The organism is Mycobacterium sp. H4Y, from assembly GCF_000364405.1.
Classification (GTDB): Bacteria; Actinomycetota; Actinomycetes; order Mycobacteriales; family Mycobacteriaceae; genus Mycobacterium; species Mycobacterium intracellulare.
Genome location: NZ_AKIG01000001.1, coordinates 1,704,864 through 1,720,764, shown reverse-complemented (window position 1 = coordinate 1,720,764; position 15,901 = coordinate 1,704,864). Strand labels below are relative to the sequence as shown.

At 64.9% G+C, this 15,901-nt stretch carries 18 protein-coding genes and 1 pseudogene; 9 read left to right on the top strand and 10 right to left on the bottom strand.

Features of this window, described 5'->3' with window-relative positions:
• Positions 1-21: 21 nt before the first annotated feature.
• The 7 genes and pseudogenes from W7U_RS07655 to W7U_RS07625 form a co-directional block, all read right to left on the bottom strand.
• Positions 22-732, bottom strand: a complete 711-nt coding sequence (locus tag W7U_RS07655; RefSeq protein WP_014380113.1) for a cutinase family protein — start codon at positions 730-732, stop codon at positions 22-24.
• Between the two features lie 170 nt (positions 733-902).
• Positions 903-1,229 carry an SseB family protein gene (locus tag W7U_RS07650; RefSeq protein ID WP_008256568.1) on the bottom strand — a complete coding sequence of 109 codons (327 nt, stop codon included), beginning with the start codon at positions 1,227-1,229 and terminating at the stop codon, positions 903-905.
• 69 nt (positions 1,230-1,298) lie between these two features.
• Positions 1,299-2,442: pseudogene (locus tag W7U_RS07645) on the bottom strand (SpoIIE family protein phosphatase).
• 122 nt (positions 2,443-2,564) lie between these two features.
• Positions 2,565-3,308 (bottom strand): GAF and ANTAR domain-containing protein, encoded by a 744-nt coding sequence (locus tag W7U_RS07640; protein WP_036428863.1) that lies wholly within the window; start codon positions 3,306-3,308, stop codon positions 2,565-2,567.
• A gap of 226 nt (positions 3,309-3,534) precedes the next feature.
• Complete coding sequence (locus W7U_RS07635; protein ID WP_008256566.1) at positions 3,535-4,419, bottom strand: MEDS domain-containing protein; 885 nt, start codon at positions 4,417-4,419, stop codon at positions 3,535-3,537.
• A gap of 83 nt (positions 4,420-4,502) precedes the next feature.
• Complete coding sequence (locus W7U_RS07630) at positions 4,503-5,252, bottom strand: cutinase family protein (RefSeq protein ID WP_036428861.1); 750 nt, start codon at positions 5,250-5,252, stop codon at positions 4,503-4,505.
• A gap of 187 nt (positions 5,253-5,439) precedes the next feature.
• Entirely contained in the window at positions 5,440-6,198 is a 759-nt protein-coding gene (locus W7U_RS07625) for a TetR/AcrR family transcriptional regulator C-terminal domain-containing protein (RefSeq protein WP_014380107.1), read from the bottom strand.
• A 479-nt stretch (positions 6,199-6,677) separates the two neighbouring features.
• Here W7U_RS07625 and W7U_RS07620 point away from each other — a divergent pair, with 479 nt between their 5' ends.
• Positions 6,678-7,316: a maleylpyruvate isomerase family mycothiol-dependent enzyme gene (locus W7U_RS07620; RefSeq protein ID WP_008256561.1), complete on the top strand. Its 639-nt coding sequence runs from the start codon at positions 6,678-6,680 to the stop codon at positions 7,314-7,316.
• 36 nt (positions 7,317-7,352) lie between these two features.
• On the opposite strand, the gene W7U_RS07615 is transcribed toward W7U_RS07620, so the two are convergent.
• A complete protein-coding gene (locus W7U_RS07615; RefSeq protein WP_008256560.1) occupies positions 7,353-7,829 on the bottom strand; it encodes an SRPBCC family protein in 477 nt (158 codons plus the stop codon).
• Positions 7,826-8,533 carry a DUF899 family protein gene (locus W7U_RS07610; RefSeq protein ID WP_008256559.1) on the bottom strand — a complete coding sequence of 236 codons (708 nt, stop codon included), beginning with the start codon at positions 8,531-8,533 and terminating at the stop codon, positions 7,826-7,828. The genes W7U_RS07615 and W7U_RS07610 overlap by 4 nt, the downstream gene beginning before the upstream one ends.
• A gap of 174 nt (positions 8,534-8,707) precedes the next feature.
• Here W7U_RS07610 and W7U_RS07605 point away from each other — a divergent pair, with 174 nt between their 5' ends.
• The 8 genes from W7U_RS07605 (at position 8,708) to W7U_RS07570 (ending at position 14,788) form a co-directional block, all read left to right on the top strand.
• On the top strand, positions 8,708-9,517 hold the full coding sequence (locus tag W7U_RS07605; RefSeq protein ID WP_008256558.1) for a PPOX class F420-dependent oxidoreductase: 810 nt from the start codon (positions 8,708-8,710) through the stop codon (positions 9,515-9,517).
• 119 nt (positions 9,518-9,636) lie between these two features.
• Complete coding sequence (locus W7U_RS07600) at positions 9,637-10,545, top strand: RNA polymerase sigma-70 factor (protein WP_008256557.1); 909 nt, start codon at positions 9,637-9,639, stop codon at positions 10,543-10,545.
• 3 nt (positions 10,546-10,548) lie between these two features.
• A complete protein-coding gene (locus W7U_RS07595; protein ID WP_008256555.1) occupies positions 10,549-11,340 on the top strand; it encodes an NAD(P)H-binding protein in 792 nt (263 codons plus the stop codon).
• Complete coding sequence (locus W7U_RS07590) at positions 11,337-11,726, top strand: hypothetical protein (RefSeq protein ID WP_008256554.1); 390 nt, start codon at positions 11,337-11,339, stop codon at positions 11,724-11,726. Before W7U_RS07595 ends, W7U_RS07590 begins: the two co-directional genes overlap by 4 nt.
• Before the next feature lie 118 nt (positions 11,727-11,844).
• Complete coding sequence (locus tag W7U_RS25370) at positions 11,845-12,273, top strand: cellulose-binding domain-containing protein (RefSeq protein ID WP_080588015.1); 429 nt, start codon at positions 11,845-11,847, stop codon at positions 12,271-12,273.
• A gap of 145 nt (positions 12,274-12,418) precedes the next feature.
• Positions 12,419-13,375 (top strand): SAM-dependent methyltransferase, encoded by a 957-nt coding sequence (locus W7U_RS07580; RefSeq protein WP_036428858.1) that lies wholly within the window; start codon positions 12,419-12,421, stop codon positions 13,373-13,375.
• Positions 13,372-14,061 carry a type 1 glutamine amidotransferase domain-containing protein gene (locus W7U_RS07575; RefSeq protein ID WP_008256548.1) on the top strand — a complete coding sequence of 230 codons (690 nt, stop codon included), beginning with the start codon at positions 13,372-13,374 and terminating at the stop codon, positions 14,059-14,061. Before W7U_RS07580 ends, W7U_RS07575 begins: the two co-directional genes overlap by 4 nt.
• Positions 14,062-14,179: 118 nt before the next feature.
• The gene (locus W7U_RS07570; RefSeq protein WP_008256546.1) at positions 14,180-14,788 is read left to right on the top strand and encodes a hypothetical protein; all 609 of its coding nucleotides are present in this window, start codon (positions 14,180-14,182) and stop codon (positions 14,786-14,788) included.
• 180 nt (positions 14,789-14,968) lie between these two features.
• On the opposite strand, the gene W7U_RS07565 is transcribed toward W7U_RS07570, so the two are convergent.
• On the bottom strand, positions 14,969-15,844 hold the full coding sequence (locus W7U_RS07565; protein WP_014384669.1) for an aminoglycoside phosphotransferase family protein: 876 nt from the start codon (positions 15,842-15,844) through the stop codon (positions 14,969-14,971).
• Positions 15,845-15,901 lie beyond the last annotated feature (57 nt).

Sequence of the window (15,901 nt, the reverse complement as noted above, 5' to 3'; positions counted from 1 at the left end):
AGGACTATTCGCAGTGTGGCGCTACAGACGTTGGGCAGCAAAATCCGCGCCCTGGTCGACCATGCCGTTCGCCGCGTACAGGGTATGCGCGATCCCGGGCGGTCCAGGAGGTGCGCCATTGCAAACCGTGTCGTCGGGGGCGCACAACTGAATGGTCTTGCCTGCGTACAGCGGACCGATCGTAATGGGTGGCGCGCCGGCGCCGCGCAGGAATTCATTGGAGGGTGTTCCGAACAGGACCACCGCGGCCACGTGATCAGCGACCGCCCGCGGCAACGGCTGCGGCACATAGGACACGAACTCCTGTGGCACTTCCTTGGGTATGGCAGGGGAGGTCACAAAGCCGGCCACGGCAGCGCCTTGGGAATACCCGCCGAGCACCATTTTGGTTCTGGGGCAGTTCGACGCCGTGGATTCGATGTGGCCGCCGGCGTCCTTGATCCCGTCCACAAAGGTTCGGGCGAAGGCGATGCCTCCGTTGAAGTCGCCGCTCGCCTCGTAGTTGACCGGAGAGACGCGCACCGACTTTCCGCCGACTCGCGAGCTGAGCGCGTCGACGAACGCCTGCCCGACCCCGCCGACCCCGGGTGGTTCGCCGGTGCCGCGAGCAAAGACCACGTCGACGTCGGGACACGGTTCGGCGGAGGCCGCCGGGACGGGCGCGCTCAACAGCGCCGCCGAGGCTGTTACTACCGCAGTAGCGAGATAGCGAATGGATCGTAGCGAGCTCATGCATGCGAATGCCCAGACGCGATTGACCCGAAACCCGCAATTATTCAGCGGCAGCGGACTGAGGTTCTGCCTGCCACTGAGGGTGAGGCAACCAGGCCGGCGCGCCGCATCACGACGAGCGCGCTGCACGCCTGGCGCGGTGTCGGGCCCTGACTCTTCCTCAGCGTCCGTCAAGCGTCAGGCGCGATCTCAACGGGATGTTCGCTCAACGGCTCAATCACAATTCCCACGTTCTTCATCACCTCAATTGAGCGGTTGGTCTCCAGCACGTCTTTAATGTCTCCCTCAACTATCATGTACGCGGCGCGGTTCATTCGTTCATAGAACTCGTTCATCGTCTCCACGCTGCGAAAAACCGGGACGAACCACGCACCGTCGCGTTCAAGCAAAAACGGCTTTTGTTTGCCGTCCTTCGTGTCGCCAAAAGGAGTGGAGTAGTAGACCTTAGCGTCGCGAGCAGCTTTTTCGGCCGGCTTCTTCTTTCTGAATGGCCACACAATTTTCTCCCTTCCGCCGGACGCCGTTGCTTCTGGCAACCGCCGCCGGGGCAAGCGCGGCGATCGTGGTCATCTGGCAGACCGCTCGAGGCGCAGCACGGCGATGTCATCGGTAAACCCACCGTGTGGCTGGGCAAGCTGGTGGGCACTGTCGATGAGCGCGTCGACGAATTGTATGCCGGGCAAGTGTGCGTGGGAACGGGCCAGAGCGAGCAGACCGTCCTCGTCCAGGGGTTGGCTGCCGTTGCTTGAAAACCCTTGGAAGAGTCCGTCGGTCACCAACACCCGCCCCGATCATCCGGCAGTTCCAGCTCGTGTTGTGGCCAGTCGTCGGCGCGCAGTCCCAGCGCCGGGCCGGCCGGAGGCATGATCCATTCCACGGTGCCGCCGCCGTGTAACAACATCCCGGGATGCCCGGCACGGATCGTTTTGAGGCGCGGGTTGTCGGGGGAGATTTGCAGGGTGAGCGCCGTGGCGCAGATCCCCGAGCCGCTTCGTTCTGAACGCAGCACTCGCTCGAGGTGGTGCATCCTCGCCACGTCGTGCACGCCGGCGAGGGTGAGCGCACGAAACGCGATCCGCAATGCCGCACCTAGTGGTGCCTCATGGGGACCGTCCTCAGCGACCTCACCGATCAGCACATGCACGGTGCGGTCAGGTGTTTGGATGACGTCGTAGAAACCTCCGCATAGCAGCGCGTGCTCGCGGCTGGGCCGGTACCGGGCGACGAAGTCGACGCCCGGGTTGTCGAGTAGCAGCGGGGAGGCCGATAGGCCCCGTTCGAGTATGGCGTTCTCGCGGGCCCGCAGCTGGGTGGCATCCAGGTCGACGGCCATCAGCTCGGCGCGCTTGCGTTCGATCGCATACAGCAGCGCACGGCGCACCACGTCGGGTTGGACGCGGCCCTTGACCAAGAAGTCCTGGGCACCGGCCGCCACCGCCGTAGCTCCGAAATCTTCATCGTTCAGCCCGTCAGCACGACAATCGGTACGGTGGCATCACGTTTGGTGATGCGCTCGAGAGCGTCCATTCCGCTGGCGTCCGGCAGATGCAGATCCAGCAGCACGCAGTCGGGCCGGGCCGAGGCAAACACCTGCTCCGCGTGTGCCATCGACCGCGCCCACACCAGCCGTATGCCGCTGACGGCATCATCGATCAGATCTTCGACGAGTAGCGCATCGGCGCGGTCGTCCTCGATCAGCAGCACGGACAAGGACCGCGCGGCGGGCGTGATGGGAGCACGCAACGGAATCAATTCCCGATCACCGGTGAAGGCCCAGGTCGACTCGGGTTGTTCGCGGGACCTGTCGTGCGTTGCGTGCAGGCCCACCACGTTCAGATCTCGCCCGCGGCGCCGCGGGTGTGGCGTTTCACCATTGCGGCAGCGACGTCGACGAGCTTGATGTTGGCCTCTTGGGATACGCGGCGCAGCGTATCGAAGGCCTCGGCTTCGGTGAGGTCGTTGAGCGCCATCAGCATGCCGATGGCTTTGCCGATCTCGCGGTTGCTGGCAAGGCCGCGTTGCAATGTCGCGGCATCTTCGCCTTGAGCCACGGCGTTGGCGGCGACGCCGGCGAAAGCCGCCAAAAGGATTGCGCGTTCGACGGCCACCATGTCGAACGCATTGGGGCTGTCGGAGAACAGGTTTAGGGCGCCGATTTTGTGAGGGCCGACAAGCAGGCGAAAGCCCATGATTCCGTGCACCGGTGTTTCGGTGAGGACCCGGGCGGCCAGAGCGGGCCACTGACTGCCGGCGCGGAGATCGGGATCGATTTGTGGGGTTTCCTCCGAGATGGCATCCAGGCAAGGGCCTTCGCCGAGCGCTTGCTCGAGCTTATCGATCTTGCGGGCGACGCTGTCGCTGGCTGCCGCCGTCGTGGCGATGTGGTTGTCGCGCAACATGACGCTGGCATGGTCGCAGCCGGGAACCATGAGTGTGGCTGCGATGCAGATCGCAGCATAGATCTCTGCGGGCGTTGAGCCTTGGTAGACGATGTCGGCTAAGCCGGTGAATACCGCGGTGGGCTCGGCACGCGAACGCGATACCGCCACATCGGGGGATTCGTTACCGTCTGGCATCCTCAACCCGCCTCGTCATAGCCTCACGCCGCCAAAGGTGCGCCGGCGCGCCAGGTTTCGACCTGGCCGGCCCTTGGCTCCCGCCGGCCCGCAACGTCGCTGTGGCAATATTCTGCCCACTGGTGAGCCTGACCCCCTCCCGATGTCGGTACGGCGCGGGCGCCTGTCGCAGTCCGCGCGCTGCCGAACTCCGTTGTAAAACCACGTGACCGCAGTGCCCCTGCGTTCATCCCGCCGATCCTGCGTAGGTGACCTGCCCGGCGGAGGACCCGGTCGCTTGTGTTGCGTTGTGCGGCGGTGCCGGCTGCAACTCCACGTTCGTCAGTTGAAGCACGCCGACCAGCCTGGTGGGGATTCGTTGACCGGTTCGCAGAATCACGGTGCGGCCGTTGGCGCGCGCGTGGTGATCGAGGGTGTAAAGCTGCTGGTGACTGATGAACTCTAGGCCTTGCGCGTCGATGACGATCAGCGGGTCATCGTCGAGCAGCGACCAAATGCGTTGCAATGCGGTGGTGTAGAGCCCGTCGCTGTGTAAGTCGATATTGCCGGTCAGCGCGAACGTTGCTTGCGGTGCAGGGTGCAGCCGGAAACGGGGCGCACGCTCACCGAGATCGGGGTGAAGGCAAATGAGTTCGTCCGCGGCACCCGCCAGCTGATGGGTGTCGTAGGCGCACAGCGCGGAAAAGGGCAGCCCTGTCATCGTGCGGGAGAGGAGGAACTCAAATTGCGACAGGGCGGCGCGTTGGTCGGGGCGGCGGGCCAATGTCGTAGCGTCGACGACCACGCGAAAGCCGTTGTAACCATTTTGGATTGCGTGATCGAGGGCCGCCACACTGATGGCCACAGCGGTATGCGGGTCCACAATGTCGGTGCCGTCTAAGACGGCGTAAAACTTCGATGCCGGTGTCACGCCGACCCCGCCGGCCGTAAGCCGGTCGGCGATGCCGGGCAGCGCCGTCAATTCCGCCCACAATTGCTCGCGGCTGCCGTGCCCGACGAATTCGATCCAGTAATTATGGGCGAGTCCCTCGGCGATGTACCGCGCAGCGCGGGCGTGGAAGTCGGTGCGGTCCTGGAACTTCCAGCCGAGATGCTCGAAAGCCGAGGTCACCTCTGCTGCTGTGGGCTCCATGGAATCAAGCGTCGAGCACGTCGGCGGTGGCTGCGTGCAGAGCCAATCCTGATTCCGCGCCATCAGTCGATGGGGTTTCCAGACCAGTCACCCGGCGCGGGTGGTGGGTTATCAGGCGCCGGCGCGGGAATCGGGGGATTCCCGGCATCTTGATTAAGCCGCCCGGCGGCGAAATTTGCGCCCTGGTCAATCATGCTGCTGTTGTCCGCATAGGTGTTGTGCGCGGCGAAATTGAGGCCATCAGAACACACCGGGTCCTCGGGAACGCACACCTTGATGGTCTTGGCCGCATACGTCGGTCCGATGACCACCGGCGGCTGACCCAGGAAGTTCATGGCCCGCACATTGGGCATTCCGAACAGCACCACCGCGGCGACGTGATCGGCCACTTCAGGTGCTAATGGTTTCGGTACCGTTGCGGGATCAACGCCCTCGGGCACCGCATCCGAGGTGACAAAGCCCATCACGGCCGCGCCCTGCGAATAGCCGCCGAGCACCATCTTGGTCCTGGGGCATCCGTTGGCCGTGGAAACCACATGCGCGCCAGCGTCTTTGATGCCCTCGAGGCCGGTGTCCCACTGGTCGCTGGCGGGGTAGTTGACCGGGTACACGTCGAACGAGCCGGCGCGCACCCGCGAGCGCACAGCGTCAACGAACGCCTGTCCCGTCGGGCCCACGCCCGGTGGCTCACCGGTGCCGCGTGCGAACACCACCTCGACATCGGGACATCCCCGGGCGACGGCGAGGGGAACCGCGGCGGACGGGAGCACCGATGCCAGCGCAATACCTACAAATCCAACGACCAAATGCACGCGCACGTTTCGTATTCCTCGTCGTTTCGGGCCTGAGCGGAACCGCAGTGCACCGTTCGGCCGCAACGGACCAGAGTCGCATTGCTGGTGGCTGACGAGCACGCCGCGTCGTTTACAGCGTAAACAGCAGGGCTTACGTTGTAAACAGGTGGGCGCGATTGTTGGGTTGTCGGCGGCGACAGCCCTATTAGCGACGAGCCATCAGAAGTTCGATGCGATCGAGCAACGACTCGAGTCCCTCTTCGAACTCTGCGGTGCTGTGATCCTCGGACAACATCGGTTGTAACCGCTGCAGGCACGGGTAGCCCGTGAGATGCCGACGCGGTGGTTCGCCGTCGAGAATGGCCTCGTCCGGATGTAGTTCGGCGCCGTGGGCGTGCACTTCCAGAAGCAACTGGCCCAGCAGGAACGTGGTGTAGGCGCGGTAGGCGGCCACTGCCGCATCGTCGTCGAAGCCGTAGGAGAAGAGCGTCTCGAGGAAGGTTTCCATCCAGCGCAGGCTGCGCAGCGGCGGGCGGACCCATGGCGCTTCGGGCGCATGCGTGGCCAACAGCGGGAATATCTGCGGGTGTTCAAGGGCGATTTGGCGTACCCCATGCGCCAGGCGTACCAAGTAGTCCTGCCAGCCGTCCTCTTGACGACGCGCGGCAAGTTGTTCGGCGTGGAGGCGATCAACGATGCGGTCAATGATGCCGGTGAGCAGGTCACCACGACTGTGAACGTGGCGGTACAGCGCCATCGCCTCCACGCCGCAGGCCGCCCCCAGCCGACGCATGGTCAGCTGCGGCAGACCGTCGCGGTCAACGAGCGCGATGGCGGTATCCAAAACCACTTCGCGGGTCAACCGCGCGCCCCGGGGAGCATCGTCTCCATCAGCCGATGTCACCACCTGCTGGTCAGCATCGGCTATGTCACGCTGTGTGCGGTCGCGGCCATCACCGTTCACCGAATCGCCTCCTACGTTGGATCGGTGACGTGTCATCGAAGATTCGGCCTATACAAGTGGTGTTTGTCGACCAGATGCGGCGAGATGATCACCTCGGTAATTCTTTGTATCGCCGACTCTACAGCTGCTACCGATCGCAATAGGGGCGATTGCGGGCATCTCAGTAGATAAGGAAGCCGACCCGACAGCGATCCCTGACTGGCGCGCTCGGCCCCGATAAGCGTCGAAGTCCGCGACCGCGGCAGCAACATCACGTCGACGCCTCTCAACGCCCGGTCGGCGCCGCTCCCGTCTATACGAGACCTGACGATTGCTCCGCGGTTCCGGCTGCGGTAACGGCCCCTGGTTCCCTCCAGACCTTTGGTGCCACAGACGGATTCGTGCCACTAGCCATCAACGGCGATGCACGCCAGGCGCGCTAAAATCCTTCTTAGCCGCTACGGCGGTCGCATCCCAGCGATAGAGTTTTTCTCGTGCGAGTGGACCGCGAGCGTGTCTTCGCCGCTGTCGCGAACGAGCGGCGCCGGATCGCGACACTGGTCGAAGGGTTGGACGACACCCAGCTGGCAACGCCAAGCCTGTGTGCCGGCTGGGACGTCAAGACGGTGGCCGCCCATCTCGCCTGCTCGGTCGCTGATGGACTCCCGCCGGCCATGACGATGGCTCTGCGCCGCGGCAGCCTGAACCGCGCGATTGATGAGCTCGCGCGTCGTCGTGCGCAGCGGCCGGCCGCAGAAATCGTTGCCACCCTGCGTCAGTGCGCCGATCACCCTTTGAGCCCGCCGGTGATCGGGCCGGTGGCTCCGTTCACCGATATCTTGATCCACGGCGGCGACATCAGCATTCCGCTCGGGCTCCCGTTTGATCCCGATCCCGAAAGCGTCGGGCTTGCGCTGGATTTCCTGACTGGGCCATGGCCCGTTGGCTTCGTGCGGCTGGGCCGACTGCGGGGCATCTCGTTGCACGGCACCGACATTGATCGATCCTGGCGTAAGGGAGCCGAAATCCGGGGCCGCGCGTCCGCTTTGATGATGGCCGTCAGCGGCCGCAGCGCGCTGCTGGACAAACTCGATGGGCCCGGACTGCCTGTACTGCGCCAACGGCTGCTGTCCGCTTGACGATGGGTGCATTGGTGCCGGGTAGGGGAGATGTGATCAGTCCGCGACCCATCGCTCCAGAGCGGCCAGCGATGCGACCAGGTAATCCTCAGAGAAAATGGGCATTTCACCAACGCGTTCTCGGAAGTGCTGCGGCGTGCCGCTCCAGTCGTAAGTGAGGGTGACGTCCGTGCGGTGGCCGTTGGGGGCGAGTTCGTAACGCCAGAACCACCCGCCGGGCACATGCCCGCCCGCGTCGTCGAGCACGCCCGGCATCCACCCGATGACACGGTTCTCGTCGAACACGTTGACCAGATTGTGCGTGACGTAGTCGCCTCCCGCCCGCGTGAGGTACATGTTCATCGCGAACATCTGTCCCGCGCCGGTGAGCGGCGCAGTGTCGACCGGGTCGCGGACCCAGTCGGTGGGCTCGGTGTCCTGGTGGCGCGCTGGGTCGACGAGGACAGCGAAAATCTCGGCCGGGGTCGCGGCGATGGTGCGGGTGACGACGTATCGTTCATCGCTGGCGCTCATGCGTTGTCCTCGTTTGTCCCTGGGCCGTAGGCGGCTGCGATAGCGGGGGAGTCGAGCCATCCGGAGTATGTGGGTCGCGAGGGCCAGCCTTCGGGTGAATCGAGCCATTCCTCCTGGCGGCCCCATGGCAGGACGTCGATCAACGCGAAGGTGTGACTGAGTTGTTCGGTGCCCCGCCCGTTCGTATGCCACGTGCGGTACACGGTGCCGCCGTCGCGTAGGAACACGTTGACGCCGAAACCGCCGCCGGGTGGCGCATCCATGTCGGCGGCGAAGGGGCTCTGCGATGACGAATACCAATCCATGCGATTGCCGACCTTGCGCTTGTAGGCGAGTGCTTCCTCGATCGGTCCGTTGGTGACAACGACGAACCGGGCGTCATAGCGGTCGAGGAACTCCAGCCGGGTGAACTGTGACGTAAAGCCGGTGCACCCGCTGCACTGCCACTCCGCGCCGTCCGACCACATGTGGTGGTAGACGATGAGCTGGGCGCGACCGTCGAACACGTCGACCAGGCGGATGGGCCCGTCGGCACCGATCAGAATGTAGTCGGGCAACTCGACCATCGGCAGTCGGCGGCGCTGCGCGGCGATCGCATCCAGCTCGCGGGTGGCGGCCTTCTCACGTTTGCGCAGTTTGTCGAGTTCGGCGCGCCAGGTTCGGTGATCGACCACAGGCGGCAAGGCCGCGGTTTCGGGGGGCATGGCATCTACCTTCGCTCTCGATTTGTTCGTCTGGAAGGACTGACTGCCGGAGCGCCCGGGATTCATCGGTAGGGATGGGCGGCCCGTCGATGCCGCCGCTAGCGATGTCACATGTTGCCGCCCCGTCCCGTCTAGCGAATGAGGAACAGACAAGCCAATTGTGGGAGAGGCGGCATGATGAAGCGCTTGAGTGGCATTGCGCGGGCATACCTGATCGCGGTGACGGCCTTTGTCGGGACGGTCACCACCGGCATCGGGATCTGGTGTGTGCTCGATCCGCCCTCATTCGCCCGTGCCGTCGGGTTTGGCGAGCACCAGCACTTTCTGCACGACGTGGGCGCGTTCCAGATAGGCCTGGGAATCACGCTGCTGCTCGCCCTGATCTGGGCGGACGCTCTGGCTGTCGCCCTCGCGGGGTTCATTGTGGCCAACACCGTGCATACCGTGAACCACGTGATGGACCTTGACCTGGGAGGTTCGCCCGCCCAAGCGTGGGCGCTCGGTGCGGTATCGGTGGCCCTGGTCGCGGCGTTCGTGCTGCGGCTACATCAACTGGGCTACGTACTGGGCAGCGTTCCCATGGCCACCAGCCAGACGTTGGCGCCATTGGTGCGCCAGAAGACGATCCGGCTGATCACCTTTCGCAAGGACGGCACCCCCGGCTCGAGCCCCGTCAGCATCGTCGTGGACGGCGATCGCGCCTACTTCCGGAGTTTCGAGCAAGCGGTCAAGATCCGCCGGATCCGGCGTAACCCAACCGTCGAATTCGGGCCGTCCACGGGGTCGGGCAAGCCGACGGGACCCGTGCAACCTGGCGTCGTGCGCTTGCTCGACGGAGATGAGTATCGGCAGGTGGGGCGCCTGCTGCGGCAGAAGTATCCCTTCCTGCACGGCGTCCTGGTCCCGTCGGCGCATCGCTTGATGCGGTCCAAGTTCGGTCGCACGGTCCACGCGGAGCTGACCCCGTCGTCTCGATTCGAGTAGCCCAACGTCGCGCTTCCAGGTTCAGCAACGCCACTCGTCAACGTGCCACCGCGGTCGAGATATCGGGCGAGGTTTCTCAGCGATTCTGATCCGCGCGCACCGGTGGCAGGCTTGCACGGGTGAGCGATGTCGTGCGGGATTTCGAGTCTCAGCGGCCGCGTCTGTTCGGGTTGGCATACCGGCTGTTGGGGTCGGCGAGCGAGGCGGAAGACGCCGTGCAGGACGCGTACCTGCGCCTGCACCGCGCTGATGCGGAGGCCATCGAATCGCTGCCGGCCTGGCTCACCACGGCCGTCACGAACCTGTGCCTCACCCGGCTCACGTCGGCCCGCGCCCGCCGGGAGGTCTACCCCGGCCCGTGGCTTCCCGAACCCGTTCTCACCGACGACCGGACGCTCGGGCCGCTCGAGACCGCCGAACAGCGCGAGTCGGTATCGATCGCGCTGCTGAGCCTGATGGAGCGACTCGGGCCCACCGAGCGTGCGGCGTTCGTGCTCCGAGAAGCGTTCGCCTACAGCCATTTCGAGATCGCCGAGATCCTGGAAACCTCGGAAGCCAATGCCCGCCAGCTGTACCGGCGGGCGCGCCAGCGGCTGGGTGAGCCCCGGCGGCGCTTCCAACCGGACCGGGCGCAGTGGCGGCGCCTCGTCGAACGGTTCTTTACCGCCGCCCGAGCCGGCGACGTGGACGGACTCGTCGAAATCTTGACCGACACCGTGACGTCGACGGCCGATGGCGGCGGCAAGGTGGCGGCCGCCCGGCGCGTCGTCTCGGGCCGCGATCGGACGGCCCGCTATGTGGCGCGCGTGTTCGGCAGGAACCTGGCGCAGGCGGGTCCGCGTCTCGACGTCGCCGAGATCAACGGCGAGCCCGCGATGCTGGCGTTCGACGGCGACACGCTGGCCGGCGTCCTGTGCTTCGACATCGCCGGGGACCAGATAGCGGCGCTGCGGGTCTTGGCCAATCCGGACAAATTGCGCTTTCTTGCCAAGCAGTTGTCACATCCGGTGGCGCCATCCGGTTCATAAGACGTGACGAACTGTGTACTCGTAACCGGCGGCACCGGAACTGTAGGCCGCGTCGTCGTCGACCAGCTGACGGCCGCGGGCAAGGACGTCCGGGTCCTGAGCCGCGGACGGCGCCCGAACCAACGCGCGGACGTCGAACATGTCGTGGGGGACGTGCAGACCGGTGCTGGGCTCGATGCTGCGCTGGACGGCGTCGACACGATCGTGCACTGCGTCTATCCCACCGAGAACCTGGTCGCGGCTGCCAAACGGGCGGGTTCAGCGCATCTGCTGTACGTCTCCATCGTCGGGATCGATCGCGTTCCCTTCGCCTTCTACCGCAGAATGCTCGCCAACGAACGCACGATCGCCGAGTCGGGCGTGCCATGGACGGTGCTGCGGGCGACGCAGTTTCACGACCTGATCGCTTTCGTATTGCGCGTGCTCGCGAAACCGCCGGTCATGGCGCTGCCGTCAGGCCTGAAATTCCAACCGGTCGACGTGCGCGACGTGGGCGAACGGTTGGCGGGTTTGGCCCTCGGCGAGCCGATCGGGCGCGCACCAGATTTCGGGGGTCCACAGGCGCGTACGCTCGACGATCTCGCCCGCAGCTACCTGGCGATTGCCGGTAGGCGTCGTCCCATGGTCCCGATCCGATTGCCCGGCAAGGTATTTGGTGGGATTCGTGGCGGCGGGCTGCTGACCCCCGAGCACACCGCCGGCACGATCACGTTCGAGCAATACCTCGAAGAACAGCAAGCCGCCGGCCGGCTGCCGTACCGCGACGCCATCCGCGCTTACTTGAGGCGACGATGACCAGCCCCGTGCTGCGCGGCGGACTGTGGTTTTTGGCATTCGTGGAAGTCGCGGTCGGGCTCGTCGCGACGCTGGCTCCTCGGGCCTTTTACGACTATGTCCCGTGGGTCGATCGCATCCCGCCCTACTCCGAACACCTCATGCGCGATTACGGCGCGATGAACCTCGCGCTGGCACTCGTCGTCGTCGCCGCCGCGATGACGATGGAACGACGCTTGGTCCGGGTCGCACTGGGCGCCTACCTGCTGTTCGCAGTCCCGCACTTGGTCTTCCACGTCACACACCTCGAGAACGTCACGACGACGGCCGCGGTTGCGCAGACCACAACCCTCGCGATCGCCACGCTGCCGACCGGGTTGCTGATCCTCACCCGAGGGCGCGACTAAGGGGAGTCCGGGGACGGATCAAGGCTAGATTTCATGACGGTTTCGGTTGGGCAAAGGTACTGCGGCTTACCCGCGATGCGAGGCCCGATGTCGCCTCTGCGGCTTTAGTGTTGCTGGTATGGCGGGAGTGGACAATTGCGTGAAGCGCTGGCGCACAGCGCTTCACGCGGCCGTGGCGGCCTTGATGGTTGTCATACTCGGACTCGCCATCACGCCGGCAGCTCACGCGGCCGCTGCCACGGCAACGTTATCGGTGTCCCATTCGTGGCAGAGCGGTTTCATCGCCCACTTCACCGTCACCAACTCGAGCATGGCGCCGCTGAACGATTGGAAACTCGAATTCGACTTGCCGGCGGGCGAATCCGTCTTGCACGCGTGGAACAGCACCGTCACGCAGACTGGCACGCACCATGTGCTCACTCCCGCGAATTGGAATCGCGTCATTGCGCCCGGTAGTTCGGCCACAGGTGGTTTCAGGGGCGTGCTGAGCGGTACCTACTCACCACCGGTGAATTGCGTGCTCAACGGGCAATATCCTTGCACTTAGCGCCGACGGTGCACTGAGCCTGTGCCGCTCCGGGGCCCACCGGCCCAAGCCGGGCGCCGATGCGCTTCTTGCCGTGCAGCGGCGAGTTCGTTGCCTCCGAGCGCAGCGCAACGCACTACGTAGCCAAAAACTTCGGAGGTAGAGAATGCCACCAACGAAGGGATCGTGGGATCCCGCCACCAGCGTAGGAACCACGGCGACGATGGCGGCCGCGGCGCGGGCCATAGCGACCGCCAATGGTGACATCAACGATCCCTTCGCCGAGCCGTTGGTCCGCGCGGTCGGCGTGACCTTTCTGACCCGCTGGGCTACCGGTGAGCTGTCCGCGTCGGATGTCGACGTGGAGGGCAGCCCGTGGGGCCTGGCACAGATGCCCGCGTCGATCGCGGCGCGCACACGGTACTTCGACGAATTCTTTGCGGATGCCGCCGCGGCTGGCATCCGCCAGGCCGTCATCCTCGCCTCGGGCCTGGATACCCGCGCGTATCGGTTGGGGTGGCCCGGAGGGATGACGGTGTTCGAGATCGATCAACCGGCCGTCATCGAGTTCAAGACAACGACGCTGACCAGTCTTGGCGCCGAACCCAAAGCCGACGTGCGCCCCGTCGCGACCGACCTGCGCCAGGATTGGCCGACGGCGCTGAACGCGGCGGGCTTCGAGCCCAACAGAGCTTCGGCGTGGATCGCCGAGGGGCTGTTTGGCTACCTGGCACCCGGGGCCCAGGACCAGCTGCTCGACACCGTCACCGCGCTCAGCGCGCCAGGAAGTCGACTCGGCACCGAGGCCGTCCCGAATACGGCCGACATGGACCCCGACGCGGCCCACGAACGCATGCAGGCGGCGACCGCCAAGTGGCGCCGGCACGGCTTTGAACCCGACTTCACCGTGATCGAGTTCGAGGGCGAGCGCCACGACGTCGGCGCGTACCTCGACGCGCGCGGCTGGACATCGGTCGCAACTCCAATGGGTCGACTGCTCGCGGACCACGAGTTGGGGCCGATCCCACAGACCGACGACAATCGACAAACGATGAACGGTGTCACCTACTACACGTCGACGCTGGGCACAGGGCGGGCTATAAGTGGAATCCTGGGAGGATGACCAAGCGCATCCTCAACGTCGTCTCCAACGTCGCCCATTACGACGACCCCGCCGAGCCGACCGGGCTGTGGCTCTCCGAGTTGACGCACGCCTATGACGTCTTCGCCGAAGCGGGTTACGAACAGACGATCGTCAGCCCGAAAGGCGGCGCTTCACCGCTGGAGCCGCGCTCGTTGAAGTTCCCCAGTTTCGGCAAGAGCGCCAAGGCCTGGAAGGCCGACGATACGAAGATGGCGCTGCTGGCCCGCACCGCCGCACCCGATGAGATCGACTCGACGGCCTATGACGCGATTTACTTCACCGGCGGCCACGCGGTCATGTATGACTTCCCGGATAGCGAAGGCCTGCAACGCATCACGCGCGAGATCTTCGAGCACGGGGGAGTCGTGTCCTCGGTCTGCCACGGCTACTGCGGCCTGCTCAACACCAAGCTGTCGGACGGATCGCTCTTGGTTGCCGGGCGCAAGCTCACCGGGTTCGCCTGGTCGGAGGAGGTCCTGGCCCGGGTCAACAAGCTGGTGCCTTATAACGCCGAAGCGGAAATCAAGAAGCGCGGCGCCCGCTACGTTAAGGGTCTGATTCCCTTCGCCTCGCACGTCGTTGTCGATGGGCGGCTGGTCACAGGCCAGAATCCGGGATCGGCCAAGGCTACCGCCAAGAAGATCGTCTCGGTGCTGGGCAGCTGACAAAGCTGCGGTGATCCTCCGTTAGGTGCCCTGGCTCGCCGTCGATGACCGCGGGTAAGTTCGTTCGGAGCCACGACGACCGCGACCGCCTGCCTCAGGAAGACGCGAGAGGAAGCTCATGAGAACGATCGCATACCGCCACGCGGCAGTCGCCGGCCTGGCCGCCGTCGCACTGATTGCTGTGGGCTGCGGCAATGGCAAGAGCGTCGACGCGTCGGCACCGCCTCACGCAGGGGTGAACGCCACCACCACGTCTAAGACTCCAGCGCCGCCCGCGGAGGTGAAGCTCATCGGTGAGGGCAACGTCGAGGTGATCCTGACCGGCCCGATCGCCGCCAAGTACTCGTCGGCAACCCAGGATCAGAAGCAGGCCCTCGGCAAACCGCTGACGGGTGACCGCAACGCGGGAAAACGGGAGAGCGGCTTGGTATTTCAGCAGTTCCAGGGCGGCGTGATCACCGCCAGGAACGACGCGGTCGGTACACCCGCGTTTATCACCACGGGCAAGATCCGGGAGGCATGGAATGTTCCGCGCGACCCGAACGGCGCGCCCGCGATCACCGGCAATAACGGGTCGGCGGGACCGCTGGGCTTTCCGACCAGCGACGTGAACACCGTTGGCGATCTGCTTGTATCGAACTTCGAGCACGGCAAAATCGAGTACAACCCGAAGACCGGCCAGGTCGAAGTGACGGTAAACGGCAACGTCGTACCATCCGGGCTGTAGCCCGCGGCCCCAACTCCCAGTCACGGGTCGTCGTCTGGCGCCAACAGACGAATGTTGATCTGAAACACCCCCTGCTGAGGAATTGTCAATTCCTGTGGATGGGTGATCTGTTTCCCGCTTCCCCGACATTGCGTTGTGGCGGTGATCGCGTCGGCGGGAGGCGTTGATCAGGAAACGCGGTCAGAGGCGGTTGGCGGCGGCTGCGATGAATTCGTCGAGTTGGTGGTTGGGTTCGTCGCCGCCCATGGACACCGCAGTTAGTAGATCCCAGGTGGGGTGGTATTCAAACTGGCCGCTGGCGTGCATCCAGTGCCGCAGGAAGCGATCTGCGACGGCTTGTCCGTGGTGCATGGCCAGGTTCACGCGGAAGTGGGCGATATCCTCCTGGACGGGTCCGGCGCACGACGAGACCCAGTCGACAAGTCCGGATATTTTGCCTTGCTGCCACAAGATGTTGCCGGGATGAAAATCGCGGTGTAAGAACACACGGTCGCTGCTTGGGCGCACGTCATGGTACGTGGTGACGGCGCGTTCCCATGCCCACCGGTAGCGGGTCCACGTCGGTGGGGCGTTCTCCGGCGGGTAAGGCTCCCACCGGCGTAACTGTTGCGGCGCCGGTATGGCATGAATCGTCATCATGACGTCGATGACGGCGTCCAGCCATGGGTCTAGCTCTGGTGGGTCCCACACGACGGCGCCTGGCAGTGCGGTCATCAATACGGTGGGCACACCGGTGTCCTGTCCGTGCGGGTCGGCGGCAATCACCTTCGGCGCTGGAACCGATGTGTCGGCCAAAAGACCTAAGATCAGTACCTCGTTCGCAGGAGCCCACGGCTCGTCGCGGATCCAGTCCAAGACGAATCGCTGCAGGATCACAGCGCTTCGGTTATCGAGAACAAGACGGTGAATCGCCGCGGACTGGCCGCCTTCCAACGGCCGCTGCGCAATGACCTGACATTTTGTCTGGCGCTCAACCCATGCCAGTACGCCCGGTGGAACTGGAGCACGCAACTGATCGTGCAACTCATCATCAATGTCGAATCCGTACGGCGGCATCCGCCTTATCCTGTCGAACGGGCCGAGCCGTCGATCACCTCAGGCGGATTAATTCCA